Genomic DNA, 24,994 nt, shown 5'->3' with positions numbered 1-24,994 from the left:
ATAACCTCACAAGAAATGAAGCATCTGTTACAGCAGCTTACTCGCTACACTGATACTCCGGCAACGGCGCCGCGGTCCGCCGCCGACAGATGCGCGACGGTCACCCCGGTCGCCGTCATCGTCCGCGTCACCGCCCGCCCGCCGTACACCCAGTAGATCGTCAGCTCCCCCACGCCCCGGTTCACGAACTGATGCGGTACGCCGGCCGGCACCCAGGTCGCGTCCCCCGCCTCCAGGTCGACGCGCTCCCCGTCGATCACCGCGGTCGCCTGTCCGGCGAAGACCAGGACCGACTCCTCCACGTTGTGTGAGTGCAGCGGGATCTCCGTCCCGGGCGCGAACGTCGTCGTACCGGTGGTGATCCGGTTGGCCACGCAGTTCCACGCGCCGACGTACGGCACGGTCCGGACGCCGCTGCCCCGGTCGAACACCTCGACCGCGGCCGGCCGAATCACCAGCCGGGGCGCCGGATCCGCCGACCACACGGTCTTCGCGTTCATGAACTCGCGCATCCCGGCGACCCCCAGCTCACGCCCGTACCCGCTGTGCTTGATCCCGCCGAACGGCAGCCGCGGGTCCGAGGCCACCATCGCGTTCACGAACACCGCACCGGCGTCGATCCGCCGCACCAACTCCGCCGACCGCTCGGGCGCCGTCCACAGCGACGCACCAAGCCCGAACTCGGTCAGATTCGCCAGCCGGATCGCCTCGTCGGCGTCCCCTGCCCGTACGATCGCCGCGACCGGCCCGAACGTCTCCTCGTCGAACGCCGCCATTCCCGGCCGCACGTGATCGAGCACGGTCGGCAGATACCCGAACCCCGGCCCCACGGCAGCCCCGCCCCGCACCAGCACAGCCCCGGCCTTGACGGTACGCCGTACCTGATCGTGCAACGTGTCGCGCAATCCGGCCCGCGCCAGCGGACCGAGGGTGGTCCCGCGGTCGAGCGGATCGCCGAGCACCAACTCGTCCACCGCGGCACAGAACCGTACGACGAACTCGTCTGCGACGGAGTCCTCCACGATCAGCCGCTTGGCGTTCACACAGCTCTGCCCGGTGTTGAGGAACCGCGCCTTCACCGCCGTCGTCGCCGCAACCTCCAGGTCGGCGTCGGCGAGCACGACGAACGGATCCGACCCGCCGAGTTCGAGCACCTGCTCCTTCAAGGCCTGCCCGGCCTGCGCCGCAATGATCCGCCCGACCTCCGTCGAACCAGTGAAGGTCACCGCCGCAATCCGGTCGTCGGCGATCAAGCGGGCCACTTGGTCGTTCTCGGCCAGTACGACGGCGACGAGACCCGGCGGCGTTCCGGCGTCCTCCAGCACGGAGGAGATCGCGAGCGCACACCGCGGCACGTTGCCGGCATGCTTCAGTACCGCACCGTTGCCCGCGGCAAGGACCGGTGCGGCGAACCGGAAGAACTGCCAGAACGGGAAGTTCCACGGCATCACCGCGAGCACCACGCCGAGCGGCTCGTACTCGATCCGGCCCTCCGCGGTCACCTGCTCCGAAGCGAGGAAGCTGCTCGCGTTCGCCGCGTAGTACTCGCAGGTGATCGCGCACTTCTCGAGCTCCGCCTCGGCCTCGGCCAGCGGTTTCCCCATCTCGGTCGCGATCAGCACGGCGAGCTCCGGCCGTCGCTCCCGCAGCCGTACGGCGATCGACAGCAGCAGCCCGCTGCGCCGTTCGGCATCGGTCATCCGCCACTCGCCCTGCGCAGCGACGGCCTCGTCGAGCAGCCGATCGATCTGGTCGGCGTCGTACGCCTCGAAGGTCGCCAGGACCTCGCCGGTCAGCGGATTGGTGGAGGTGATCACAGCGGCAGCCCCTCGCTCAGGCGGTGCAGGACGTACGGCAGCACGCCGCCGTACCGGTAGTAGTCGTGCTCGCGCGGCGTATCGAGACGGACCCGCACCCGGTGGTCGCGGCCCGCGGACCGGGCGGTGCCGAACCCGTCGCCGTCGAGCTCGATGTCGATCGGATGCTCACCGGTCAGTCCGGAACCCTCGCCGGGCAGGAACTCCAGCGGGAGGATGCCGAGACCGACCAGGTTCGCCCGGTGGATGCGTTCGAACGACTCGGCCAGAACCGCGCGTACGCCGAGCAGCGCCGGACCTTTCGCCGCCCAGTCCCGCGACGATCCGGTGCCGTACTCGTTGCCCGCGACAACGACAATCGGTACGCCGGCGGCCCGGTAGGCCATCGCCGCGTCGTAGATCGAGGTGATCGCACCGTCAGGCCCCCGGGTTACCGGCCCGTCGACGCCGGCCAACTGATTGCGCAACCGGACGTTCCCGAAGGCACCGCGCACCATCACCTCGTGGTTGCCGCGTCGCGATGCATACGTATTCATCGCCGTCACACCCAAACCTGCCAGATAACGCCCGGCCACGCTGTCCACCGGGATCTCGCCGGCCGGCGAGATGTGGTCGGTGCTGACCGCGTCGCCGAGCCGGATCAGCGCACGCGCACCGGTCAGCCCCTTCGGGGGAGTACCGAAGTACGTCGGCCGCCGCAGGTACGTCGAGTTGCCCCAGGCAAAGGTCTCGCCCGCCGCCACGTCGAGCGCCTGCCACCGGTCGTCCCCGGCGAACAGGTCGTCGTACGCGTGCTCGAACAACCTCGGCGCGAGCACATCGCCCAGCACCGTGTCGATCTCCTCCTGGCTCGGCCAGATGTCCCGGAGCCGGACGCCGGACGCCAACGGCTCGGTGAGCAGGTCGAGGTCGACGCGCCCGGCCAGCGCGTACGCGACCACGAGCGGCGGCGAGGCCAGGTAGTTGAGCTTCACGTCGGACTGGATCCGGCCCTCGAAGTTGCGGTTCCCGGACAGCACTGCCGCGACGGTCAAGTCCTGCCCACGGACCGCGGCCGCGACGTCCGCGTCGAGTTCGCCCGACGCACCGATACACGTCATACAGCCGAACCCGGTCAAGTGGAACCCGAGCTTCTCCAGGTACGGCGTGAGCCCGGCCGCGGCCAGGTAGTCCATCACGACCCGCGACCCTGGCGACAACGTCGTCTTCACCCACGGCTTGCTCGCCAGCCCGCGCTCAACCGCCTTCTTCGCCAGCAGCCCGGCCGCGACCATCACCGCGGGATTCGACGTGTTCGTGCACGAGGTGATCGCGGCGACCACCACGGCCCCGTGACCGACCGCGCCCGAAGTCCGCGGACCGTCCGGCAGCTCGTCCGCGACCGACCGGAGAGCATCCGTCAGCGCGATCCGCTGGTTGGGCCGGCGCGGTCCGGCGATCGACGGGACGACGGCGCCGAGATCGATGTCGACGTACTCGTCGTACCGCAGCACCGCGGCCGGGTCGTACCAGAGCCCCTGCTCGCGCGCGTACGACGCGACCAACGCGACCTTCGCGGGCGGCCGCCCGGTGAAGTGGAGGTAGTCGAGGGTGCGGTCGTCGATCGGGAAGTACGCCGCGGTCGAGCCGAACTCCGGGCTCATGTTCGCGATCGTCGCCCGGTCCGGCACCGGCAACCCGGCCAGCGCCGGACCAGTGAACTCGACCAGCTTCCCGACCACGCCGTGCGCCCGCAGCCGCTCGGTGATCGTCAGCACCAGGTCGGTCGCGGTCGTCCCGGCCGGCAACGCCCCGGTCAGCCGGACGCCGACCACCGCGGGCAGCGGCATCGCCACCGACTGCCCGAGCAGCGCCGCCTCGGCCTCGATCCCGCCGATCCCCCAGCCCAGTACGCCGAGCCCGTTCACCATCGTGGTGTGCGAATCGGTCCCCAGACAGAGGTCCGGGAACACCCAGCCGTCGCGTTCCTCGACGACCCGGGCCAGGTGTTCGAGGTTGATCTGGTGCATGATCCCGGCCCCCGGCGGCACCACCTTCAGCTGCCGGAACGTCTGCTGCCCCCAGCGCAGGAACCGGTACCGCTCGGCGTTCCGCTCGTACTCCCGGGCGACGTTCCGCCGGGCCGCGTCCGGCCGCCCGTAGACGTCCGCGATCACCGAGTGGTCCACCACCAGCTCCGCCGGGACCACGGGATCCACCAACGCCGGATCCTTGCCCAAAGCAACCAGCTCGTCCCGGAGCGCGGCCAGATCGGCCAGCACCGGTACGCCGTTCGTGTCGTGCAGGAAGATCCGCGACGGGTACACCTCGAGCTCACCGGTCGTACCGGGTGTCCACGAGCGCAAGGCCTCCGCGGCGGTGCCGTGTCGCAGCGCGTTCTCCAGCAGGATCCGGAGCGTCCGCGGCAGGTGGTCGGGCGCGATCCCCCGAAGCGCAACACGTTTCACGCCAACGCCCGTACAACGGCCGCCGTGAACTCCGCCGTACCGGCCGTGCCGCCAAGATCGACGGTCCGTACGCCGTCCCCGACCACGGCCCGCAACGCGCGGGTGACGCGCTCCGCGGCCTCGGCGGCCCCGAGCCAGTCGAGCAGCATCGCCCCGGACGCGATCATCGCCGTCGGGTTCGCGACGCCCCGCCCGGCGATGTCCGGCGCCGACCCGTGCGCGGCCTGCGCCATCGCCCGGTCGTACGACGCGTTGATCGACGGTGCCGTACCGAGCGAGCCGGCCAGCTCGCCGGTCAGGTCGGAGAGGATGTCGCCGAACATGTTCTCGGTGACCAGGACGTCGAAGTCGGCGCCGCGCCGGACCAGGTGCACGGTCATCGCGTCGATGTGGAAGTCGTCCACCTCCAGTTGCGGGTAGTCCGCCGCGACCTCGCGGCAGATGTCGAGGAAGAACCCGGTCGTGGTCCGCAGCACGTTGGCCTTGTGCACGATCGTCAGGTGCCGGCGCCGGCGAAGCGCCAGCTCGCAGGCCTGCCGGGCGATCCGCTCGATCGCCGGGCGAGTGAAGATCCCCATCGCGATCGCCACGTCCGCGGTCGGCATGAACTCGCCGGTCCCCCGGTACGTGCTGCGGTCCGCGTAGAAGCCCTCGGTGTTCTCGCGCACCACGACGAGGTCCAGCCCGGGCACCAGGGCCGGCGTACCGGCGAACGCCCGCGCCGGGCGGATGTTCGCGAACAGGTCGAAGTGCTTGCGCAGGGAGCCGCTCGGGTTCAGCACCGCGCGGTGTTCCGGCGGGTACGACGCGGAGTCGTGCGGACCGAGCAGCCAGCCGTCGAGGCCCGTCAGCGTCTCGACCGTGACGTCCGGCAGCGCACTGCCGTGGGTCTCGATCGCCGTCGCGCCGACCGGGAGCGGTACCCACTCGACAGGCGCGGCGCCGGTCGCGGCCAGCGCGGCGTCGAGGACCCGGACCGCGGCCGGAACGATCTCCGGGCCGATGCCGTCACCGTCGAGTACTCCGAGTCTGGTCATACCGACCACCATCAGTCGTTATAACGACTCTCGTCAACCATTCACTGCAGGCCGTCTCAGCCCTTGATATGCTGCGGCTCGGTGTTATAACTACCGAGAGGAGTTCGCGTGACAAAGGCGGAGGTCGCGTACGAGCTCGTCCGGGAGCGCGTGCTGCGCGGCGACCTGGACCCGGGCGCCGTGATCCCGCAGGCCGCGCTGGCCCGTGAGCTCGGGGTGAGTACGACGCCGTTGCGGGAGGCGCTGCGCCGGCTGATGACCGAGGGACTGGTCGAGCTCGACGCGCACCGCGACGCCCGCGTCACCCGGCTGACCGTCGAGGAGGCCCGCGACCTGGTCGAGATCCGCCGCTCGCTGGATCCGCTGGCGGCCGGGCTGGCCGCGGAACGGCGTACCCGCGAGGACCTCGCGCGGATCCGGGAGGCCGCGGTCGAGCTGCGGCCGCTGCGCACGGATCCCGGACCGGCCGACCTGCTGACGCACCGCCGGTTCCACGTCGCGATCTACTCGGCCTCGCACAACCAGATGCTCGTGAAGCATCTCGACAGCCTCTGGGACACGGCCGACCGGTACCGCCGGCTCGCGCTCGCCGACGGCCGCACCGACGAGGACCTGGACCGGACGCACGCCGAACACCTTGAACTCGTCGACGCGATCGCGGCCGGCGACAGCGACCGCGCCGCCGCCGTCATGCTCGCCCACGTGGACGCGAGCCTCGGCGCCCGCGCGGTCGCCCGCCTCACCGCGGCGGCGGCCGAGCCCACGCCGCCCTCACCGCGCGGGATCCGTGGGGCGCGCCAATGACCTGGACGGGTTACCGGTACCGCGACACCGACGCGGACGGCTGGACGACGTACTGGCGGCTCGACCCGCGTGGCCAGGACTTCCGGCTCGCCGACTGGGCGGGTCGACCGGACCGCCCCGGCCACCGGCTCTGGGAACGCGCCGCGACACCGGCAGGAGTGCACGGCCGTTGGCGTACGTCGGCAGCGGCCGTCGCGCTGGAGATCCGCGCGAGCCTCGGCATCTACAGCAGGATCGCACCGGTGGACGTCCTCGTCGACGGCCAACTGCACAAGCGCTGCCCGCTGGAAGCAGGCATTCACAAGCTGGAGGTGGAGTTGCCCGGCCGGGCGGTCGAGGTGGAGATCTGGCTGCCGCAGTCCGGCGTGATCGCGATCCGCGAGCCGGTGTTCGGCGCGGCCGCCGAGCCGGTCGCGCCGAGCGGACCGCGGTGGATCACCTACGGCAGCTCGATCACCCAGTGCAGCGGCGCGTACGGCCCCTCGGAGACCTGGCCCGCACTGGTCGCGCGGCGGTACGGCTGGGATCTGGTCGCGCTGGGGTTCGCCGGCGAGTGCCACCTCGACGCGATCGCCGCCCGGACGATCCGGGACACCCCGGCAGGCCTGATCTCGCTCTGCCTCGGCATCAACGTGTACGGCGGCTGGACGTACAACGGCCGCACGCTACCGGGCCAGGTCGAGTCGTTCGTCGCAACCATCCGCGCCGGGCATCCGCGGACCCCGATCGCCGTCATCACCCCGCTGTTCGCCCCGAACGTCGAGGGCAGGCCGAACCCGGTCGGCCTCACGCTGGACAGCATCCGGGAACTGGTCGAGCTCGGCGCCCGCCAGGACCCGGACGTCCAGCTGATCGACGGCCGCGACGTACTCACCATGGACGAGGCGAAGCAGTTGTACGCCGACGACCTGCACCCCGGCCCGGAGGGGTATCGCCTGATCGGCGAGCGGCTGGGCGACGTACTCGCGGGGATCCCGAGGACCCCCGCGAGCTAGCGTGCTACTCCGCCGCGGGGCTCAGGCTGGTACCGAGGGCCTGCCAGTCGAGGACCGGGGCGGCCAGTTTGCTGATCGTTGCCAGTAGGCCGAGGCGGGCGGCGCGGAGGTCGGGCTCCTTCGCCATCACGAGGATGTCGTCGAAGAAGCGGTTCACCGGGTCGACCAGCACGGACGTCGCGGTGACGAAGTCGGACAGGCCGGTCGGCGCCTGGCCGATCTTCTGGACGGCCTCGTGCAGGGCGACCTCGGCCGGCTCGGTGAGCTTGGCCGGGTCGTACTCCGCGTCGGTGCCGTCGGGGACGATCCGCCGGACCCGCTGCAGGACCGCGACCAGGCCGGCGAAGTTGCTGTCGCCGACCAGCTCCTGCAGGGACTTCAGCGTCTCGTCCGCCGCCGCCGGAGCAGTTGCCAGCGGCAACACCGAGGCCACCTGGAGGTGGTCGTCGCCGCGGTCGATCAGCTGCTGCTCGTACCGCCGTACGGTGAACTCGGCGACCTCGTCCAGCGACTCCGCCGGTACGTCGATGCCCTGGGCACCGATCTCGTCCGCCGCCGCCCGCAGGCCGACCGGAAGCGTGATCGCCCGCAGCTCGGGGTGCTCGCGCAGGATCGCGACCACACCGGCCGCGGCCCGCCGGAGCGCGAACGGGTCCGAGCTGCCGGTCGGCTTCGCGCCGATCCCGAACAGGCCGGCCAGCAGGTCGAAGCGGTCCGCCAGCGCCAGCAGCGCGCCCGGAGTCGTCGACGGGACCGGGTCACCGGCCGACCGCGGCAGCTCCATGTCGTACAGCGCCTGCGCGACCGCCTCGGTCTCACCCGCCCGCTTGGCGTACTCGCGGGCCATCGTGCCGGCCAGGCTGGTCAGCTCGACCACCATCTGCGAGCCGAGGTCGAACTTCGCCAGCTCGGCCGCCCGCTGCAACGTCTCCAGGTCGGCCCCGCCCAGGTCGACGGTCGCGGCCAGCTTCGACGCGATCCGGCCGATCCGCCCGGCGCGGTCGCCCATCGAGCCGAGCCGCTCCTCGAACGCCAGCTTCTCCAGCTCGCCCTTCATCTGCTCCAGCGGCGTCTCCAGGTCGGCCCGCCAGAAGAACGCGGCGTCCTCGTAGCGCGCTCGCAGCACCGCCTCGTTGCCGGCGCGGACGAGGTCCTCGTCCACCGAACCGTTGGCCACGGCAACGAAGTGCGGGAGCAGCTTGCCGTCGTGGTCGCGCACCGGCAGGTACCGCTGGTGCTTGCGCATGACGGTGGTGAGGATCTCGCTCGGCAGGTCCAGGTACTCCGCGGCGAACCCGCCCAGGATCGGCGTCGGCTCCTCGATCAGGTTGACGATCTGGTCGACCAGCGCGGCCTCGCCCTCGACGTCGACCGTGCCCTGCACCTTCGCGGACAGGTCGGCGGCCGCCTCGACGACGGTCGCCCGGCGGCGCGCCGGGTCGGCCTCGATGCCGTGGATCCGCAGCAGGTCCAGGTACCCCTCCGCGGCCGCGATCTCGACCTTCGGCTGCGCAGCGGTTCGGTGCACGCGGGTGACGCGGCCGGCGGCGAGCGTCGATACCGAGACCGGAACGATCTGGTCGCCCAGGAGTGCCACGAGCCAGCGGATCGGGCGGGTGAAGGACAGCTTCGCGTCGTTCCAGCGCATGTTCTTGTCGGAGCGCAGGCCCGCGACGATCTCGCTGAGTACGCCGCTCAGCACCTCGGCGGCGCCACGGCCCGGGTCCGGCTTCGTCACCGCGACGTACTCGACGCCGTCGACGTCCAGGACGTGCAGCTCGCTCTCGTCGACCTTCTGCCCGCGGGCGAACCCGGCGGCGGCCTTCGTCAGGTTGCCGTCGGCGTCGTACGCGGCCGCCTTCTTCGGGCCACGCACGACCCGCTCCGCGTCCGGCTCGCCCGCATGCACCGAGGCCACGAACGCGACGACCCGGCGCGGGGTCGCGTACGTCGTGATCCTGCCGTGCTCGAGCCGGGTCGCGGCCAGCTTCTCCTCCAGCGCGGCCTGCACCGCGGCGGCGGTCTTGGTGACCTCCGACGGCGGCATCTCCTCGGTGCCGATCTCGAACGTCAGCTGCCGGGTGCCGGTGACCGCCGGGAACTCGGTCGGCTCCGGCGCGGCCGGCGGGAGTTCGGCGAGCCCCAGCGGGTGCTCCAGTTCCTCGCGGCGCTCCGCCCACAGCCGCGAGACCTCGCGCGCCAGCGTCCGCATCCGGCCGAACGCCTTCGCGCGTTCCGTCGTACTGACGGCACCGCGGGCGTCGAGGACGTTGAACGTGTGCGAACACCGCAGCACCTGGATGTGCGCCGGCACCGGGAGCCGGTCGTCGATCATCCGGCGGGCCTCGTTCGCGTACTCCTCGAACAGCCGCTTCTGCGACTCCACGTCGGCGTCGTCGAGGTAGTAGCGGCTCATCTCGTACTCCGCCTGGCCGAAGGCCTCGCCGTACGAGATGCCCGGCGCGTAGGCGATGTCCTTGAAGTGCGAGACGCCCTGCAGCGCCATCATGATCCGCTCGATGCCGTAGGTGATCTCCACCGACACCGGGTCCAGCGTCATGCCGCCGGCTTGCTGGAAGTACGTGAACTGGGTGATCTCCAGGCCGTCCAGCCAGACCTCCCAGCCGAGGCCCCAGGACCCCGTCGCCGGGTTCGCCCAGTTGTCCTCGACGAACCGTACGTCGTGCGCGTCGATGTCGATCCCGAGCGCCTCGAGGCTGTCCAGGAACAGCTCCTGCGGGTTGCCCGGGTCCGGCTTCAGCACCACCTGGAACTGGGTGTGGGTCTGCAGCCGGTTCGGGTTCTCGCCGTACCGGCTGTCGTCCGGCCGCACACTCGGCTCGACGTACGCCACCCGCCACGGCTCGGGACCGAGCACCCGCAGGATCGTGGCCGGGTTCAGCGTCCCGGCGCCGACCTCGGTGTTGAACGGCTGCACGACCATGCAGCCCCGGTCGGTCCAGTACTTCGTCAGCGCGAGCAGCGCGTCCTGCATGGTGAGCACAACAAACCTCATGCCATCGTCTGGGGGTTTCCGGTCACGAAGTCTATTCGGTGCGTGCCGGTGCGATCCCCCGGATTGCCAGAGCGAGCAACCGGGCCGCCTGATCGGGGTCGTCGCCGCTGGCCAGCGAGATGCCGTTGACCAGTTTGAGCAGGTCCTCGACGCGGGTTCCCTCGGGTACGACGCCGGCGGTCCGGGCGCGGTCGACGAGCTTTCGGCCGGCGGTCAGCAGGCGGGCGTGGGCGTCGGAGCCGCAGTCTCCACTCATCACGAGCGCGGTCGCCAGGCCGCGGCTGCCGGTGGCGTGCGCGACCATCGCGTGCAGCCAGGTCGTCAACGCCCGCAGGGGATCCGGGTCGTCGAGCAGCTCGGTCGCCTGCGCGCAGACCGCGTCGATGCTGCTCCGGAAGACCGCCTCCAGCAGCGCGATCCGGCCGCCGAAGTGCCGGTGCAGGGTCGCCGAGCCGACACCGGCCCGGCGGGCGATCTCCTCCAGCGAGGCGTCCGCGCCGTACTCCCCGACAACCTCGGCCGCGACGGCCACCAGGCGGTCGCGGTTGCGTTGGGCGTCGGCTCGCATCTCGGTCGTCCTTGCGTAACTGGGGTGGGCCCCCATATCGTACCCGACTATAAACGGGGTGGTACCCCACTTTCTAGGAGCTTCTTATGCAGATCGGCATGGCCTTCGGTGACGTCCGAGGACCGACCCCACTTCCCGAAATCACCCGTCAGATCCGCGCGGCCGCCGCGGCCGGTGCGTCGTCGGCCTGGATCTCGGACGGCATCGGCTGGGACGCCCTGACCGCCCTCGCCGCCGTCGGCCAGGTCGGGACGGAGCTTGGCACCGCGGTGGTCCCGTTCCCCCAACGCCACCCGCTGCTCCTCGCCCGCCAGGCCCTCACCACCCAGGCCGCCGTCGCCGGCCCCCTCACCCTCGGCATCGGCGCAGGCATCACCCGAATGGTCACCGCCATGTACGGCCTCCCCACCGACCGCCCCGCCACCCGCCTCCGCGAGTACCTGCAGGTACTCCGCCCCCTCCTCGACGGATCCCCGGTCGAGCACCACGGCGACCACTACACAGCCGTTGCCCAACTGACCCCTCCATCGGACAACCACCCATCGGTTCTGGTAGCAGCGCTGGGGCCGGTGATGCTCGAGGTGGCTGGTGAGCTCGCGGACGGGACGGTCACGTGGATGACCGGACCTCGGGCACTCGGTAACCATGTCGTGCCGACGATTACGCGGGCGGCCGGGAGTCGTACGCCGCGGGTGGTGGCGGGGTTTGCTGTGTGTCTGACGTCCGCGGAGGACGCCGTACGGGCACGGTTCGCGGAGGAGTTCGCACTGGCGGGGCAGGTGCCGGAGTACCGGGCGATGCTCGAACGAGAAGGCGTCGACGGGCCGGCCGACCTCCTGCTGGCCGGGGACGAGGCAACGATCACCAGACAACTGGAGCGGATCCGCGACGCGGGAGCAACCGACGCGATGCTGGCCCCGATCGGCACCGCGACCGAGCAGGAGCGGACGACCGCGTTCCTGTCCACAGTGATGCGGTGAGGTCGGAGTACGCCGAGCTCGGGTGGTTGCCACGGACAACAATCCGCGGGCGCTCGCCAGCAGTGTCCCAACCGTCTCAGCCTTCTCCAAGCCGGGGTGTGGTTTGCTCCGGTGAGGGGGGACTCGATGCACCGTTGGATGGTCTGGGGCGCGGCGGCGTTGCTCGTGGTCGCGGGCTGCTCCGGCACGCCCGTTCGCGCCATGCAAGGCACGGGCCGAACGCCGGCGCCTGCGCCCGGTACGACCCGCCCGAGGATGGTCACGGTGCGGGCCTCCAAACAATGGGAGATCGCTCCTGGCCACCTCGCCGGGCCGTCGGAGCTCGCCGGTTTCACCGACCGGGCGAGCGTCCGCAGCGGCCGGCCGTTCCGGCTGTACGTCACCTCCACCGCGGGCGCGTTCACCGTCCAGGCCTTCCGCATCGGCTGGTACGGCGGAACCGGCGGCCGGCTGGTCTGGACTTCGGCGCCGATTCCCGGGGTGCCGCAACCGGCGCCGGTGATCGCGGCGGACCGCATGGTCACGACGAACTGGAAGCCTTCCCTGACCGTGCAGACCACGGGCTGGCCGCCCGGCACCTACCTGTTGCTGCTGACCGCGGCGAACGGCCGGCAGAAGTACGTCCCGATCACGATCCGTTCGGACTCGGCCCGCGGAGCGGTGGTCATCGTGAACGCCGTCAACACCTACCAGGCCTACAACGCCTGGGGCGGGTATTCGCTGTACCACGGCCCGGACTCGTCCTACCGGACCCGTTCCTACCGGGTCAGCTTCGACCGCCCGTACGACGGCAACGGCGCACCGCTGCTGTTCAGGTTCGAGTTGCCGCTGCTCGAACTGGCCGACCGCAGCGGCGTACACCTGGCCTATCTGACCAGTGTCGACCTGGACGCCGATCGAACCGCGCTGACCGGTGCCCGCGGCATCTTGTCGCTCGGCCACGACGAGTACTGGAGCCTGCCGATGCGCGCCGCCGTCACGCGCGCCCGGGACACCGGGACGAATCTCGCCTTCCTCGGCGGGAACTCGGTGTACTGGCGGGTGCGCTACGCCTCCAGCCGGCTCGGTCCGGAACGCGTCATGATCGGCTACAAGGACGCGACCCTCGATCCGGTGCACAACCGGCCGGACACCACGGTCCGGTGGATCAGCAAGCCGTACCCGAATCCGGAGAACTCGCTGAACGGCATGCTGTACGTGTGCTTCGCCCGCCGGGCCTCGTTCGTCGTCCGGGAGCCGGGGTTCTTCCTCTTCGCCGGGACGGGCGCGGTCGCCGGTACGGCGTACCCGGGGCTGGCCGACACCGAGGTCGACCGGGCCTATCCGCTCCCAGGTACGCCGCCGAACCTCGAAGTGGTTGCCCATTCGCCGGCGAACTGTGGACCGAAGCACGTCTTCGCCGACGCCACGTACTACACCGTGCGCTCGGGCGCCGGCGTCTTCAACACCGGGTCGATGAGCTGGATCTCGACGCTCGGCGACCGGGCGTCGCCCGCTGCGGCGTTCGCCCGGACGGTCACCCTGAATCTCCTCCGCGCCCTGTCGGCGGGCCCCCTCGGCCGGAACCATCCGGCCGTCGGCAACCTGTCCGCGTTCACCAGGGCAGGGCACGCACCCCAGGCACCGGACCTGTCTACTATCGGCGGGTGACGGTTACTGACGCGGGTGGGGCGGTCGACGCGGTCTGGCGGATCGAGTCGGCGCGGATTGTCGCGGGTGTCGCGCGGATCGTCCGGGACGTCGGGCTGGCCGAGGAACTGGCGCAGGACGCGCTGGTGGCGGCGCTCGAGCAGTGGCCGCAGTCCGGCGTACCGCAGAATCCGGGCGCCTGGCTGATGGCGATCGCGAAACGCCGGGCGATCGACCTGATCCGGCGCAAGGAGACCTACCAGCGCAAGCTCGCCGAGATGGGCCACGAACTCGAGATCGACGGCGACTCGGTCGAGGACGACGTGGAGGCGATCCTCGAGGACCACATCGAGGACGACCTGCTCCGGCTGGTCTTCACCGCCTGCCACCCGGTGCTCACGATGGACGCCCGCGTCACGCTGACGCTGAAGCTCCTCGGTGGCCTGAAGACCGACGAGATCGCCCGCGCGTTCCTCGCCCCGGAGCCGACGATCGCCCAGCGGATCGTCCGCGCCAAGCGCAACCTGGCGAAGGCCGGCGTCGAGTTCGAGGTCCCGTCCGGACCCGAGTTGCTCGACCGCCTGCAGTCCGTCCTGGAGGTCGTGTACCTGATCTACAACGAGGGGTACTCCGCGACCGCCGGCGACGACTGGATGCGCCCGGCGTTGTGCAACGAGGCGATGCGCCTGGGCCGCCTGCTCGTCGAGCTGATGCCGACCGAACCCGAAGTACTCGGCCTGCTCGCCCTGATGGAACTCCAGTCCTCCCGCGCGAACGCCCGTACCGGCAAGGACGGCGAGCCGGTGCTGCTGCTCGACCAGGACCGCCGCCGCTGGGACCGCCTGCTGATCCGCCGCGGCCTGGCGGGCATCGACCGCGCCTGGGCCCTGGAGAAGCCGCCCGGCCCGTACCTCCTGCAGGCCGCGATCGCCGCCTGCCACGCCCGCGCGGCCGACCCGGAGGACACCGACTGGGCCCGGATCGCCGGCCTGTACGCCGTCCTCGCGCAGGTCACGCCGTCGCCCGTGATCGAGCTCAACCAGGCCGTCGCGATCTCGATGGCGTTCGGCCCCGAACGCGGGCTGCAGGCGGTCGACCTGCTCGCCGACGACCCGTCGCTGAAGGACTACCACCTGCTGCCGAGCGTCCGCGGCGACCTGCTGTTCAAGCTCGGCCGCCTCGACGAGGCCCGCGCCGAGTTCGAGAAGGCCGCCGCCCTGACCCGGAACGAACGCGAACGCAAGCTCCTCCTCGAACGCGCCGCCGCCTGCTGAAAGTGATCTAGGTCACATGCTGTCGATCCGCGTCCGGAGTCCTCGACGCACGGGTGAATGATCGACTCACCCAGGAGGACACCATGAACACCGTGCTCTCGAAGGACGGCACAACCATCACCTACGACCGGCGTGGCGACGGCCCCGCGCTGGTGCTCGTCGACGGCGCGCTCTGCTCGCGGGCGCAGGGCCCGATGCCCGAGCTGGCCGAGGCGCTGGCCGACCGGTTCACGGTCTACAACTACGACCGGCGCGGACGCGGCGACTCCGGGGACTCCGGCGAGTACGCCGTGGACCGCGAGATCGAGGACCTGGCCGCGGTCATCGAGGCGGCCGGCGGGTCGGCGTACGTCTACGGCTCGTCGTCCGGCGCGGCGCTCGCGCTCCGGGCCACCGCGGCCGGGCTGCCGGTCGAGAAGCTGGTCGCGTTCGAGCCGCCGTACGTCGTCGACGGCAGCCGCAAGCAGATCCCACGCTCGTGGGTCGCGGACCTGAGCGCGCTCGGCCCGGACGACGCGATCAGGTACTTCTTCACCAAGGGCATCGGGCTGCCCGGGATCCTGGTCACCGTGATGAAGCTGATGCCGGCCTGGAAGGGCATGCGGGCGGTCGCGCACACGCTGCCGTACGACGCGCAGGTGGTCGGCGAGAACTGCTTCGGCGAGCCGATGGACGCGGGCCAGTGGGCGGCGATCGACCAGCCGGTGCTGGTCGTCAGCGGCGGCAAGAGCCCCGGCTGGATGAAGGCGTCGACGAGCGCGCTGGCGAACGCCGTACCGGGCGCCGCGCACACCGAAGTACCGGGTCAGAACCACGTGATCAAGACCGCGGCGATCGCTCCGGTGATCGCGGACTTCTGTGGCTGACGGACACGAAGGGCGCCCGGCCGGAGCCAGGCGCCCTTCGTCGTACCGCGTTTGTGTCAGGCGCCGGTGATCAGCGCCGCGGCGCCGGAGCGGGCCGCGTCGAAGCGGGCCTGCGCGTCGGCCCAGTTCACGACGTTCCACCACGCCTTGACGTAGTCGGGCTTCACGTTCTTGTACTGCAGGTAGAACGCGTGCTCCCACATGTCCAGCATGGCGATCGGGATCTGGCCGGCCGGCAGGTTGCCCTGCTGGTCGTACAGCTGGTGGATGAGCAGCTTGCCGCCCAGCGCGTCCCAGCCGAGGATGGCCCAGCCGGAGCCCTGGATGGTGGTCGCGCTCGCGGTGAAGTTCGCCTGGAACGAGTCGAACGAGCCGAAGAACTCGTCGATCGCCGCGCCGAGCTCGCCGTCCGGCTTGTCGCCGCCGTCCGGGGACAGGTTCTTCCAGAAGATGGAGTGGTTGACGTGCCCGCCGAGGTTGAAGGCGAGCGTCTTCTCCAGCCCGACGATCGCGCCGAAGTCACCCTTGTCGCGGGCCTCGGCCAGCTTGTCGAGGGTGTCGTTCAGACCCTTCACGTAGGTCGCGTGGTGCTTGTCGTGGTGCAGCTCCATGATCTCGCCGGCGATGCTCGGCGCCAACGCGCTGTAATCGTAGGGGAGGTCGGGAAGCGTGTACGTGGTCAACTCTGCTCCTTCGTCGGGGCCCAGCGGGGGCCGGTATCTCTCCGATGTCCTGACTCAGCGACACCAGCTTGAAACTTCAACCACGGTTGAGGTCAAGTGGCGTGACGTGAGGCGACGCGGCACTCGGACCGGTGCCCGGTACGACCGCGATCACACCCCTGCGTACCCACCGGACACCACCAGCTTCACATACTCTCCCCAGCAGCCTACGGGCGAGTCTCACCTCGGGCACCCAGCTCCGCACGAAGCGCCGCCGCGAACGGCTCCGGGGCGTCCACGAACCCGGTGTGACCGCCGGGGAACCGGGCCGGCTCGACGCCCAGCAGGCCGGCCAGCGCGGTCGACGTACGGTCGCAGAGCTGGCCGGCCGAGTCCGCGCCGACGCCGACCACGACGTCGGCCTTCCGGAGCCGGTCGAGGTCCGGCAGCCAGGTGATCGTCTCGCGCATCTCGTGGGCGAACCAGAACCGCTCGGCCGCCACCTGCTCCGGGTCCCGGTCGTCGCCGCCGAACATCGCCTCGGCGACCTCGTCGGGCAGGAAGATGTTCGCCAGCCGGAAGAACTGCTTCCAGGCGCCGACCACGTCGCCGGCCAGGTAGTCGGCCATCAGCTTCTCGGACCGCGCGAGCAGCTCGTCCGCGTCCGGCAGCAGCCGGTCCAGCGGCGGCTCGTGCGCGATCACTGTCCGTACGACGTCCGGGTGGTACTGCGCCAGCGCCAGCGCACTGACCGCGCCGCCGCTCGATCCCAGTACGTCGGCCGGGCCCGCGTCGACGTACCGGATCAGCCGCGCGAGGTCGTCGGCGCGCTGCTCCGGGCGCGACGTACCGCCCGGGGCCAGCGTGCTGCGCTTCACGCCGCGCGGATCCAGGGTCAGGACGGTGCGGTCGGTCGCCAGCAGGTCGGCCAGCGGGGCGAACGCGTCCGCGTCCATCGGTGCGCCGGCCAGGACCACCAGCGGGCCGCTGCCGCGGACTTCGTAGTACAGCTTCGCGTCGGATACCTCGTAGATGCTCATGCCCCTCCCACGGATGGGAGGGGCAGAAATGGACATCAGCCCGCGAACACGTCCGAATCCGGGCCGAAGTCGGCCTCCTCGACGACCCGCCGTACCTCGACCTCGTCCCGCAGCGCCTCGGCCAGCCGGGCCGCCCACTCGATCGCCTCGTCGCGGTTGCGGACCTCGACCACGATCACGCCGCCGACCAGTTCCTTGGTCTCCGCGAACGGCCCGTCGGTCACGGTCCGCTTGCCGCCGTCGACCTTGACCCGGGCGCCGAGCGAACTCCGGTGCACCCCTTCGGCGAACAGCAGTACGCCGGCCTTGGACAGGTCCTCGACCACCTTCCCGACCCCCTCGGCCACCTCCGCCGGCGGGAACTTCCCGGCCTCGCTGTCCGCGTCCGCCTTGTTGATGATCATGAAACGCATCGCTGCTCCTCGTCGTGTGGGTCGATCACTTACTCTCACGTCGAGCGGGCCACCGGCGGATCGACACCCGGCCCCAGAACTTTTTCTTCGCCTCAGTTCGGCTGGTCGCCGGAGGGGTTGTAGGCGCAGGCGTCGGCGAGGTTCTGGGTCGGGCCCGGGGGCGGGGTGGTGCTTGTGGTGGTGGTTGGCTTGCGGGTGGTGGTCGGGGCGGTCGGCGTGACCGGGGTGGTGGTGGCGGGGGCCGGGTCGGAGTCGATGGCGGCCTGGACGGTGTCGCGGAGGGCCTGGTAGTCGGGGTGCAGGTACTTGAGGCGGAGCTTTTCGGAGTCCAGCGTGACGTTCGAGACCGTTGCCGACTTCACCTTCAGCGCCAGCTCGACCATCGCCGGCAGCAGTTCCTGCGGGATGTCCGTGCGGAGCAGGTGCTGGCCGGCCCTCGCGATCGCCTTGTACTTCGTGACCAGCGTCTGCGGGTCCGCCGCGTCCACGATCGCCTTGATCACGCACCGCTGCCGCACCTGCCGCTGGTCGTCGTCGGCGCCGTACCGGCCGCGCGCGAACCACAGCGCGTGCCGCCCGTCCAGGTGCTGCCGCGGACCCGGCTCGATCCACTCCTTCGGCGGGATGTGCGAGCTGCTGATCCCGCCCATCGCGACCCGCTCGTTGACGTTCACCGTGATCCCGCCGAGCGCGTCCACGATCTCCGGGAAGCTCTGCAGGTTGACCTGCAGGTAGTAGTCGATCTTCAGCCCGGTCGCCTCGCCGACGGACTGCTTCACCACGTCCGCGCCCTCGTTGTCCGACGGGCCGAGGATGCCGGGATGCGCGTCCGGGATGTTCTGGTACATCGCGGTCAGCATCCACTCCAGCCGCCCGTCCAGGCTCAGCCCTTCCTTGCCGAACCCGTCCGGGTAGAACTTGTGCAGCGGCGAGTCCGCCGGGAACGGCATGAACGTCAGGTTCCGCGGCATCGAGATCAGCGAGGTGTTCCCGGTCTTGGTGTCGATGCTCGCCACGATCACGGTGTCGGTCCGGACGCCCTCGCGGCTCGGCGCGTCGTCACCGCCGAGCAGCAGCAGGTTCAGCCGCGGCCGGTCCTCCCACGGGTCCTTCACGTTGACGGTCGTCGGCCGGGTCGCGCTCTTGCTCTCGCCCTGCGACTGGAACACGTCCTGCACCAGCGTCCGCTGCGCGAGCACGGTCTGTACGCCGACCGCCGCCGGCGCCGCGATCGCGAAGCACAGCACGCCGACGAACAGCGCGCCGGCCACCCGCCCACCGGCGCCGCCCGTTGCCGGACGCAACGACCGGTGCGAGCCGACGACCACGACGATCCAGAGGAGCGCGAGCGCCGCGATCAGCACCGACGTGATCAGCAGCCGGCTCGGTACGACGGCCGCCGCGATCACCTCGTCGCGCCGGGTCAGGGCGACGTACGCCGCGACGCCGACCAGCGCGAGGAACACCGTGAGCACGAACGCGCCCAGCTTCCGGCGCCCGCCGACGATCAGCCCGAGTCCTGGAAGCAGTGCGCCCAGCAGGGTGAACCCCAGCAACTTCGGCATCGACCGCGGCCGCCTCGCCGTCGCGCGCGCACTCCCCATCGGCTCCCCTGTCCCCGTACCCACACCTCACTCCCAGTGTGCGGTACAGACCGCAGCTTCACCTGTTCAGACGTGTTACAGGGTCATTCGGTTGTCGATCAATCCGGTCGCGGCCGCCGGGGCGCGGGGATAGGTTGGGCGGTTGTGCGGATTCTGATTCTGGGCGGGAACGGATTTGTCGGGCGTGCGGTCGTGGACGACGCACTCGAACAGGGCGCCGAGGTCGCATCGTTCAGCCGCGGGGTGAGCGGTACGCCGCTGCCGGCCGGCGTCACGCAGTACGTCGGGGACCGGGCGAGCGGGGACTACTCGGCGCTGACGACCGGTGAGTGGGACGCGGTCGTGGACCTGAGCGGGTTCCGGGCCCGCGACGTCGACCAGGCGATGGACGTACTCGGGGACCGGGTCGGGCGGTACGTGTTCGTGTCGAGCCATGCGGTGTACGTGCGGGACCTGCCTGCCGGTACGGACGAGACCGCGCCGCGGCGGGAGCCGTTGCGGGATGCCGACGTACTGACGAACGACACGTACGGGCCGTGCAAGGTCGCGTGCGAGGACGACGTCGTGGAGCGGTACGGCGATCGCGCGACGATCATCCGCCCGGGCCGGGTGACCGGGCCCGGGGACTCGTCCGGTACGGCGCTGTACTGGATCCGCCGGGGTGCTCGCGGCGGCCGGGTCGCGCTACCCACCAAGCCCGAGGCGCCCCTGCAACTGGTGGACAGCCGCGACGTCGCGCGGCTCGTCACCCAGCTGATCGCGGATGCCCGGCCCGGCGCCTACAACGCGGTCGGCCCCGACTCCACGATCGCCGAACTCATCCACACCGCCGCCGACCTCGCCGGCAGCACCGTCGACATCGTCCCCGTCCCCCGCGACGCGGTCCCGCCCCGGTTCCCCCTGATCGACCCCGAGTCCGAGTGGGGCGAACGCCGCCGAAACCCCACCAAGTCCCGGGAAGCCGGCATGCCCGTCACGCCGCTCCGCACCACGGTCCAGGACGTCCTCACCTGGGACCACCACCGAGGCACGCCACCCCTCACCATCGGCCTGACCGCCGAGCAAGAGGCTGAGCTACTCGGGTAGGGCGAGGGTTCGGCCGGCGTCTCGGGCCGCGTTGATGGAGCGGGTGAGGGTGTCTTTCAGGGCGGTGGCTTCGTCGGTGAAGCCTTCTACTACCGCGGTGTCGCCGGCGGGTTCTGTGCGGGCGAGGAGTTCTATGTAGCGGTCGCCGTCCTCCAGGGCGGCTTCGGCGCGGAGGGCGGCGTCGGCGGAGCGGACTCGGTCGGCGTACTGGTCGAGGAGGTCGACCTTGCGTTTGATCGCCTCCGCGGACAGCGCGAGCGCGCGCCGCTGGGGACCCAGTACGGCGTCCAGCTCCGCCGTTCTCGCACCACCCGCGATGTCCTTCTGCCGCGCGCGCAGGACAGTCTGCTCCCGCAGCACCTGCGCGATGTCCCACAGCTGTTCCGGCAGCACCAACTCGTTCTTCACGTCGTCCAGCAACCCGCGCCGCGTGACAGTTGCCTCAAGCACCGTTCTCACCGCGCGCTGCGCCCGCCCGAGCAACCACCCGGCCTCGCTGTCGAAGTCCTCCGGCAGCAGGTACTTCCGGTGCTGTTTCCGCACCGCCTTGTGCCCGCGGTCCTCGACCATCGACTTCGCCAGGATCCCGCCGGTGGCGAGTACGGCGACCCCGGCCAGCGCGACCGCTCCCCACGCCGCGACCGCGGTCGGCAGCGTCGCCGCCATCACGATCAGCGCGAGGATCCACCCGCCGACGCACACCCCGATCCACACCAGCAACTGGCCGAACGTGTTCCCGGGCGCCGCCGACCACGACGTCTCGCGCTTCGGCCGCGGCGCGTCGGCCGGCACGAACAGCTCCGGCCTGCGCTCGTACAACCGGCGTACGCCCGCCGGCACGTCCGGCGCGAACACAGGCTCCATCGGCACCTCCGGAGAAGTCGTCACCACTCAGCGTAGTGGGTGCTAACGCCGTACGAGTACGACGACAACCGCCACCAGCACGATCACCCCGAACACCGAACCGAACACACCGGCAACGGCGGCAGCTTGTGCCGCGCAACCAGGTACGCGCGCGGTGTCATCAGCGCCCCGACTCGCTTCGCGACCTTCTCCGCGGACGCCACGTCATCGTCGTCGTGCACATACCCACCCCGATCGAGAACGATCGCCAGCAACGCGTCAACCCGGGTTGGTCACCGCCGCGCCTCCAACCCGTCCAGAAACACACCCAGACCGAACTCGAACAACTGATCAAGGTCGTAGTCGTAGTCGAACCCGTCCGCCAGCAACTCCTGGAACGCCCCCAGGTTCCCGGCCGCGATCATCGCCGCCAGTTGGTCGCTCTGATGTGTCACCCATTCGTCCGCCGTCTCGCCGGTGTCCTGCTCGGCCTGCGCCTCCGCCTCCATCACCAACGCGATCCCGCGGACGTACGCGAACAGGCTGATCATCGTCGACATCGCCGCATGCTTCTCGAACCCGCGCAACGCCCCGAGCACCGCGTTCGTGTGCGGCAACAACCGCGGCACCAGCTGCGGCCGGCTCAGACTGATCGCACTCGCCAGCCACAGATGCCGCCGGTACGCCGCCCAGTGCACGCGCGCCACCATCGCCACCGCGTCCCGCCAGTACGCCGGGATCTCGCCGAGCGGGAACTCCCCGATCACCTCGTTCACCATCTGTACGACGAGCGCGTCCTTGCCGCCGACGTACCGGTACAGCGCCATCGTCGACACCCCGAGCTCGGCCGCGATCCGCCGCATCGACAGCGCCGCCAGCCCCTCGGTGTCCGCGATCGCGACGCCCATCCGGACGACCTCGTCCCGGTTCAGGTCCGGCGTACCGTCGGCGGCAGCGGTACGCCGAGCCCGCGACGGCGCACCGACCACGGTCCCGACCCCGGGCGACGCGTGCACGAGCCGCTCGGCCTGCAGCACCTGCAGCGCCTTCGTCGCGGTCGCCATCGCCACACCGAAGTCCCGCGTCAACGCCCGCGTCGACGGCACCCGGTCCCCCGGCAGCAACTCCCCCGCCTCGATCCGGCGGCGCAACTCCCCGGCGATGACCTGGTACGGCGCTTCAGTCATCCACCCATCCTAGTGCGCATACGACGTACGCGCACTATCCCATCGGCCGACGCGCCGGGCGCGTGCCAAGATGGGCGCCATGCTGCGCGAACTGCAACTCACCGGCAATCCGGACGCCGACAAACTGCTCAACGACGACCCGTTCGCCCTGCTGGTCGGCATGCTGCTGGACCAGCAGTACCCGATGGAGCACGCCTTCTCCGGCCCGCTGAAGATCGCGAACCGGATGGACGGCTTCGACCTGCACAAGATCGCCGCGACCGACCTGGAGACGTTCGTCGAGCTCTGCGTCACGCCGCCGGCCATCCACCGGTACGGCGGCTCGATGGCCCGCAGGGTGCACGCGCTGGCCCAGGAGATCATCGAGAAGTACGACGGGGACGCCGCGAACATCTGGCTCGCCGGCCGCCCGAAGCCGGACGGCGCCGAGGTGCTGAAACGGCTCAAGGCCCTGCCCGGGTTCGGCGAGCAGAAGGCGAAGATCTTCCTCGCGCTGCTCGGCAAGCAGCGCGGCGTGGCGCCGAAGGGCTGGCGCGAGGCCGCCGGCAACTACGGCGACCGCGGCTCGCGGCGGTCGATCGCGGACGTCACCGACGCCACGTCGCTGCTGGAGGTCCGCAACTTCAAGAAGGCCGCGAAGGCCGCCGCCAAGGCCTGATCCGCGCGCGATTCCCTGCGAAGTCAGCCTTCCAGCCTTATCGTTACTAAGGCAACGGGAGGAGCGCGGATGGACATCCGGGATCTGGATCGCCGGGCCGGTGCGGTACTCGGGGAAGTCGTCATGCAGGTACGGCCCGAGCAGCTGTGGTTCCCCACGCCGTGCCCGGACTGGACCGTGCGTGGCCTGATGCGGCACCTGGTCAGCCAGAACGAGGGCCTCGCCGCCGCCGCGCTGAACGGCTCCGCCTCCGTGCACACCTGGCACGGCGGCCGGCTCGCCGACAACCCCGCCGGCGCGTACCGCCGCTCGAACGTCCGGGTCGCCGACGCGTTCGCCGACGGCGGCGCGCTGGACCGGCTGGTGGAGGTCCGCGAGTTCGGCTCGTTCCCGCGCCGGATCGCGCTGACCTTCCACCAGCTCGACTGCATCGTGCACGCCTGGGACCTGGCCCGCGCGATCGACGTCCCGTACACGCCGCCGCCGGACATGGTCGAGCAGGCCCTCACGCTGGCCCGCCGGATCCCCGACACCGACGCGAACCGCGGCCCCGGCTACGCGTTCGAGCGCAGTGTCAAGGTCTCCGGCACGGCCCCCGATCTCGACCAGCTACTCGGCCTCCTCGGCCGCAACCCGGAGTGGGTCTCCCCGCTGGACTGAGTAGTCCGGCAGGTCGATCGCGTCCGGCGTACCGCCCGCCATCTTCTTCAGCGCGCCGGACATCACCTTCGACGTCATCACCCGGAGGACGAAGTCGCGGTACGCGATCCCGAACGCCGACATCGGCATCGCCATCTTCAGCCCGCCCGGCGGCAGCTCCATCCGCTGCGCGACGTACGCCTGCATCCGCTGCTGGTACGCCGGGAACGCCCGGGTGTGATCACCCGCGGCCGCGGCCAGCTCCCCCGCCAGGACGTACGCGCCGACGAGCGCCAGCGCCGTACCGTGGCCGGCCATCGGCGAACCGCAGTACCCGGCGTCGCCGACCAGCGCGACCCGCCCGCGCGACCAGTCCGGTACGACGACCTTGCTGGTGGTGTCGAGGTAGAAGTCGTCGGCCGCGTCGAGGCCCTTCAGGACCCGCGGGGTGTGCCAGCCGAGGCCCTCGAAGCGCTCGCGGACGAGCCGTTTCTGCGCGTCGACGTCGCGCCGGTCGTAGCTGAGGATCGGCGACCGGAAGCTCAGCAGCACCTTCGCGTACCGCGGGTCGCGGTCCGGCCGCAGCGCCACCCAGCGGCCGCCGGGCGCGGTGTAGATCTTCATGAAGTCGTCCAGGTCCTCCGGCGACTCGATCGTGAAGTACGACGTGTAGCCGCCGAGGTGCTGGACGAACTCCTCCTCCGGCCCGAACGCGAGCCGCCGGACCCGCGAGTGCACGCCGTCCGCGCCGACCACCAGGTCGAACCGCTGTCGGATCCCGCTCGCGAAGGTGACCTCGATCCCGTCGGCGTCCTGCTCCAGCGCGGCGATCGAGTCGCCGTACCGGAACTCCACGTCGCTCGCCGCCGCCGTCAAGAGCTCGGCCAGGTCGCCGCGGAGGATCTCGATCTCGGCGACCGGTCCGGCGCCGTCGAGCGCCTCCATGTGCATGGTCGCGGACGTCCGCCCGTCGGCCTTCACATACACGAGTCCCCGCTCGTGCACCTGCCGCTCGGCCACCGCCGGCAGCAGCCCCATCCGCTCGGCCACCACCCGGGACACGCCCCGCAGGTCCACGGTCTGCCCACCCGGCCGCGGCCCCGGCGCGACCTCCACGATCGTCGGCGCGAACCCGAACCGCCGCAACCAGAACGCCAGCGCCGGGCCGGCAATCCCGCCACCGGAAATCAGCACAGTCTTCATCTCTCCACCCTTCAACTAGTGCGCGTACGCCGTACACGGTGCACTAGATCGAGGGTGGAGCGCCAGCGCGCACTAGTGCGCGGGGGTGAGTGCACTACCCGGGTGCGGATCCCCAGGCCATCACAATCACACCCTCCGACCGCGATCCACGCTCGCGGCGTCAGCGAGCAGCCGATTGTGATGGCCTGGAGATCCGGACGCCCAGCACTCACCAACCCGGCGCCCG

The 24,994-nt window shown here is 70.9% G+C and carries 22 protein-coding genes; 9 read left to right on the top strand and 13 right to left on the bottom strand.

Annotated features, from left to right (window positions below; all coding sequences use genetic code 11):
• Positions 1-44: 44 nt before the first annotated feature.
• From ACQHIV_RS37430 to ACQHIV_RS37420, 3 genes are read right to left on the bottom strand one after another with little or no spacing between them, the layout of a single operon-like run.
• Positions 45-1,817 carry an aldehyde dehydrogenase family protein gene (locus ACQHIV_RS37430; protein ID WP_427889059.1) on the bottom strand — a complete coding sequence of 591 codons (1,773 nt, stop codon included), beginning with the start codon at positions 1,815-1,817 and terminating at the stop codon, positions 45-47.
• A complete protein-coding gene (gene acnA / locus ACQHIV_RS37425) occupies positions 1,814-4,264 on the bottom strand; it encodes an aconitate hydratase AcnA (protein ID WP_427889058.1) in 2,451 nt (816 codons plus the stop codon). Before acnA ends, ACQHIV_RS37430 begins: the two co-directional genes overlap by 4 nt.
• A complete protein-coding gene (locus ACQHIV_RS37420) occupies positions 4,261-5,301 on the bottom strand; it encodes an isocitrate/isopropylmalate dehydrogenase family protein (protein ID WP_427889057.1) in 1,041 nt (346 codons plus the stop codon). Before ACQHIV_RS37420 ends, acnA begins: the two co-directional genes overlap by 4 nt.
• Before the next feature lie 108 nt (positions 5,302-5,409).
• Here ACQHIV_RS37420 and ACQHIV_RS37415 point away from each other — a divergent pair, with 108 nt between their 5' ends.
• Positions 5,410-6,105 (top strand): GntR family transcriptional regulator, encoded by a 696-nt coding sequence (locus tag ACQHIV_RS37415; protein ID WP_427889056.1) that lies wholly within the window; start codon positions 5,410-5,412, stop codon positions 6,103-6,105.
• Positions 6,102-7,100, top strand: a complete 999-nt coding sequence (locus ACQHIV_RS37410; RefSeq protein WP_427889055.1) for a GDSL-type esterase/lipase family protein — start codon at positions 6,102-6,104, stop codon at positions 7,098-7,100. Before ACQHIV_RS37415 ends, ACQHIV_RS37410 begins: the two co-directional genes overlap by 4 nt.
• 4 nt (positions 7,101-7,104) lie before the next feature.
• On the opposite strand, the gene ACQHIV_RS37405 is transcribed toward ACQHIV_RS37410, so the two are convergent.
• Both ACQHIV_RS37405 and ACQHIV_RS37400 read right to left on the bottom strand, forming a co-directional pair.
• A complete protein-coding gene (locus ACQHIV_RS37405) occupies positions 7,105-10,116 on the bottom strand; it encodes a glycine--tRNA ligase (protein ID WP_427889054.1) in 3,012 nt (1,003 codons plus the stop codon).
• 31 nt (positions 10,117-10,147) lie between these two features.
• On the bottom strand, positions 10,148-10,684 hold the full coding sequence (locus ACQHIV_RS37400; RefSeq protein WP_427889053.1) for a TetR/AcrR family transcriptional regulator: 537 nt from the start codon (positions 10,682-10,684) through the stop codon (positions 10,148-10,150).
• 86 nt (positions 10,685-10,770) lie between these two features.
• Here ACQHIV_RS37400 and ACQHIV_RS37395 point away from each other — a divergent pair, with 86 nt between their 5' ends.
• The 4 genes from ACQHIV_RS37395 to ACQHIV_RS37380 all read left to right on the top strand — a co-directional run bounded on the left by ACQHIV_RS37395 (position 10,771) and on the right by ACQHIV_RS37380 (position 15,433).
• Complete coding sequence (locus ACQHIV_RS37395) at positions 10,771-11,664, top strand: TIGR03564 family F420-dependent LLM class oxidoreductase (RefSeq protein WP_427889052.1); 894 nt, start codon at positions 10,771-10,773, stop codon at positions 11,662-11,664.
• 126 nt (positions 11,665-11,790) lie between these two features.
• Positions 11,791-13,314 (top strand): N,N-dimethylformamidase beta subunit family domain-containing protein, encoded by a 1,524-nt coding sequence (locus ACQHIV_RS37390; RefSeq protein ID WP_427889051.1) that lies wholly within the window; start codon positions 11,791-11,793, stop codon positions 13,312-13,314.
• Positions 13,311-14,567, top strand: a complete 1,257-nt coding sequence (locus ACQHIV_RS37385; protein ID WP_427889050.1) for an RNA polymerase sigma factor — start codon at positions 13,311-13,313, stop codon at positions 14,565-14,567. Before ACQHIV_RS37390 ends, ACQHIV_RS37385 begins: the two co-directional genes overlap by 4 nt.
• A gap of 83 nt (positions 14,568-14,650) precedes the next feature.
• Positions 14,651-15,433, top strand: a complete 783-nt coding sequence (locus ACQHIV_RS37380; RefSeq protein ID WP_427889049.1) for an alpha/beta fold hydrolase — start codon at positions 14,651-14,653, stop codon at positions 15,431-15,433.
• Between the two features lie 56 nt (positions 15,434-15,489).
• On the opposite strand, the gene ACQHIV_RS37375 is transcribed toward ACQHIV_RS37380, so the two are convergent.
• The 4 genes from ACQHIV_RS37375 to ACQHIV_RS37360 all read right to left on the bottom strand — a co-directional run bounded on the left by ACQHIV_RS37375 (position 15,490) and on the right by ACQHIV_RS37360 (position 19,113).
• Entirely contained in the window at positions 15,490-16,116 is a 627-nt protein-coding gene (locus ACQHIV_RS37375; RefSeq protein ID WP_344235548.1) for a superoxide dismutase, read from the bottom strand.
• A gap of 206 nt (positions 16,117-16,322) precedes the next feature.
• Positions 16,323-17,135: an alpha/beta fold hydrolase gene (locus ACQHIV_RS37370; RefSeq protein ID WP_427889048.1), complete on the bottom strand. Its 813-nt coding sequence runs from the start codon at positions 17,133-17,135 to the stop codon at positions 16,323-16,325.
• Positions 17,136-17,170: 35 nt separating this feature from the next.
• Positions 17,171-17,548 (bottom strand): YciI family protein, encoded by a 378-nt coding sequence (locus ACQHIV_RS37365; RefSeq protein WP_427889047.1) that lies wholly within the window; start codon positions 17,546-17,548, stop codon positions 17,171-17,173.
• A 92-nt stretch (positions 17,549-17,640) separates the two neighbouring features.
• On the bottom strand, positions 17,641-19,113 hold the full coding sequence (locus tag ACQHIV_RS37360; RefSeq protein WP_427889046.1) for an LCP family protein: 1,473 nt from the start codon (positions 19,111-19,113) through the stop codon (positions 17,641-17,643).
• 183 nt (positions 19,114-19,296) lie between these two features.
• Here ACQHIV_RS37360 and ACQHIV_RS37355 point away from each other — a divergent pair, with 183 nt between their 5' ends.
• Entirely contained in the window at positions 19,297-20,238 is a 942-nt protein-coding gene (locus ACQHIV_RS37355) for an NAD-dependent epimerase/dehydratase family protein (protein WP_427889045.1), read from the top strand.
• Here the strand turns inward: ACQHIV_RS37355 and ACQHIV_RS37350 are convergent.
• The 3 genes from ACQHIV_RS37350 to ACQHIV_RS37340 are packed head-to-tail and all read right to left on the bottom strand — an operon-like array spanning position 20,227 to position 22,268.
• Positions 20,227-21,126 (bottom strand): hypothetical protein, encoded by a 900-nt coding sequence (locus tag ACQHIV_RS37350; RefSeq protein WP_427889044.1) that lies wholly within the window; start codon positions 21,124-21,126, stop codon positions 20,227-20,229. The genes ACQHIV_RS37355 and ACQHIV_RS37350 overlap by 12 nt on opposite strands.
• Before the next feature lie 59 nt (positions 21,127-21,185).
• Positions 21,186-21,323 (bottom strand): hypothetical protein, encoded by a 138-nt coding sequence (locus tag ACQHIV_RS37345; protein ID WP_427889043.1) that lies wholly within the window; start codon positions 21,321-21,323, stop codon positions 21,186-21,188.
• Between the two features lie 51 nt (positions 21,324-21,374).
• Complete coding sequence (locus tag ACQHIV_RS37340) at positions 21,375-22,268, bottom strand: GntR family transcriptional regulator (RefSeq protein WP_427889042.1); 894 nt, start codon at positions 22,266-22,268, stop codon at positions 21,375-21,377.
• 79 nt (positions 22,269-22,347) lie between these two features.
• Between ACQHIV_RS37340 and ACQHIV_RS37335 the strand changes: the two genes are divergently transcribed.
• Together ACQHIV_RS37335 and ACQHIV_RS37330 are read left to right on the top strand one after the other, a co-directional pair.
• Positions 22,348-22,926 carry an HhH-GPD-type base excision DNA repair protein gene (locus ACQHIV_RS37335; RefSeq protein ID WP_380200985.1) on the top strand — a complete coding sequence of 193 codons (579 nt, stop codon included), beginning with the start codon at positions 22,348-22,350 and terminating at the stop codon, positions 22,924-22,926.
• A gap of 69 nt (positions 22,927-22,995) precedes the next feature.
• The gene (locus ACQHIV_RS37330; protein WP_427889041.1) at positions 22,996-23,586 is read left to right on the top strand and encodes a TIGR03086 family metal-binding protein; all 591 of its coding nucleotides are present in this window, start codon (positions 22,996-22,998) and stop codon (positions 23,584-23,586) included.
• Here ACQHIV_RS37330 and ACQHIV_RS37325 read toward each other — a convergent pair.
• Positions 23,536-24,768, bottom strand: a complete 1,233-nt coding sequence (locus tag ACQHIV_RS37325) for an FAD-dependent monooxygenase (RefSeq protein ID WP_427889040.1) — start codon at positions 24,766-24,768, stop codon at positions 23,536-23,538. The two genes, ACQHIV_RS37330 and ACQHIV_RS37325, sit on opposite strands and share 51 nt — an antisense overlap.
• Positions 24,769-24,994 lie beyond the last annotated feature (226 nt).

It is taken from the genome of Kribbella polygonati (genome assembly GCF_050320105.1).
Taxonomy (GTDB): Bacteria; Actinomycetota; Actinomycetes; order Propionibacteriales; family Kribbellaceae; genus Kribbella.
Note: the sequence above shows the minus strand (reverse complement) of the source record. Positions and strands in the feature narration are given on the sequence as shown.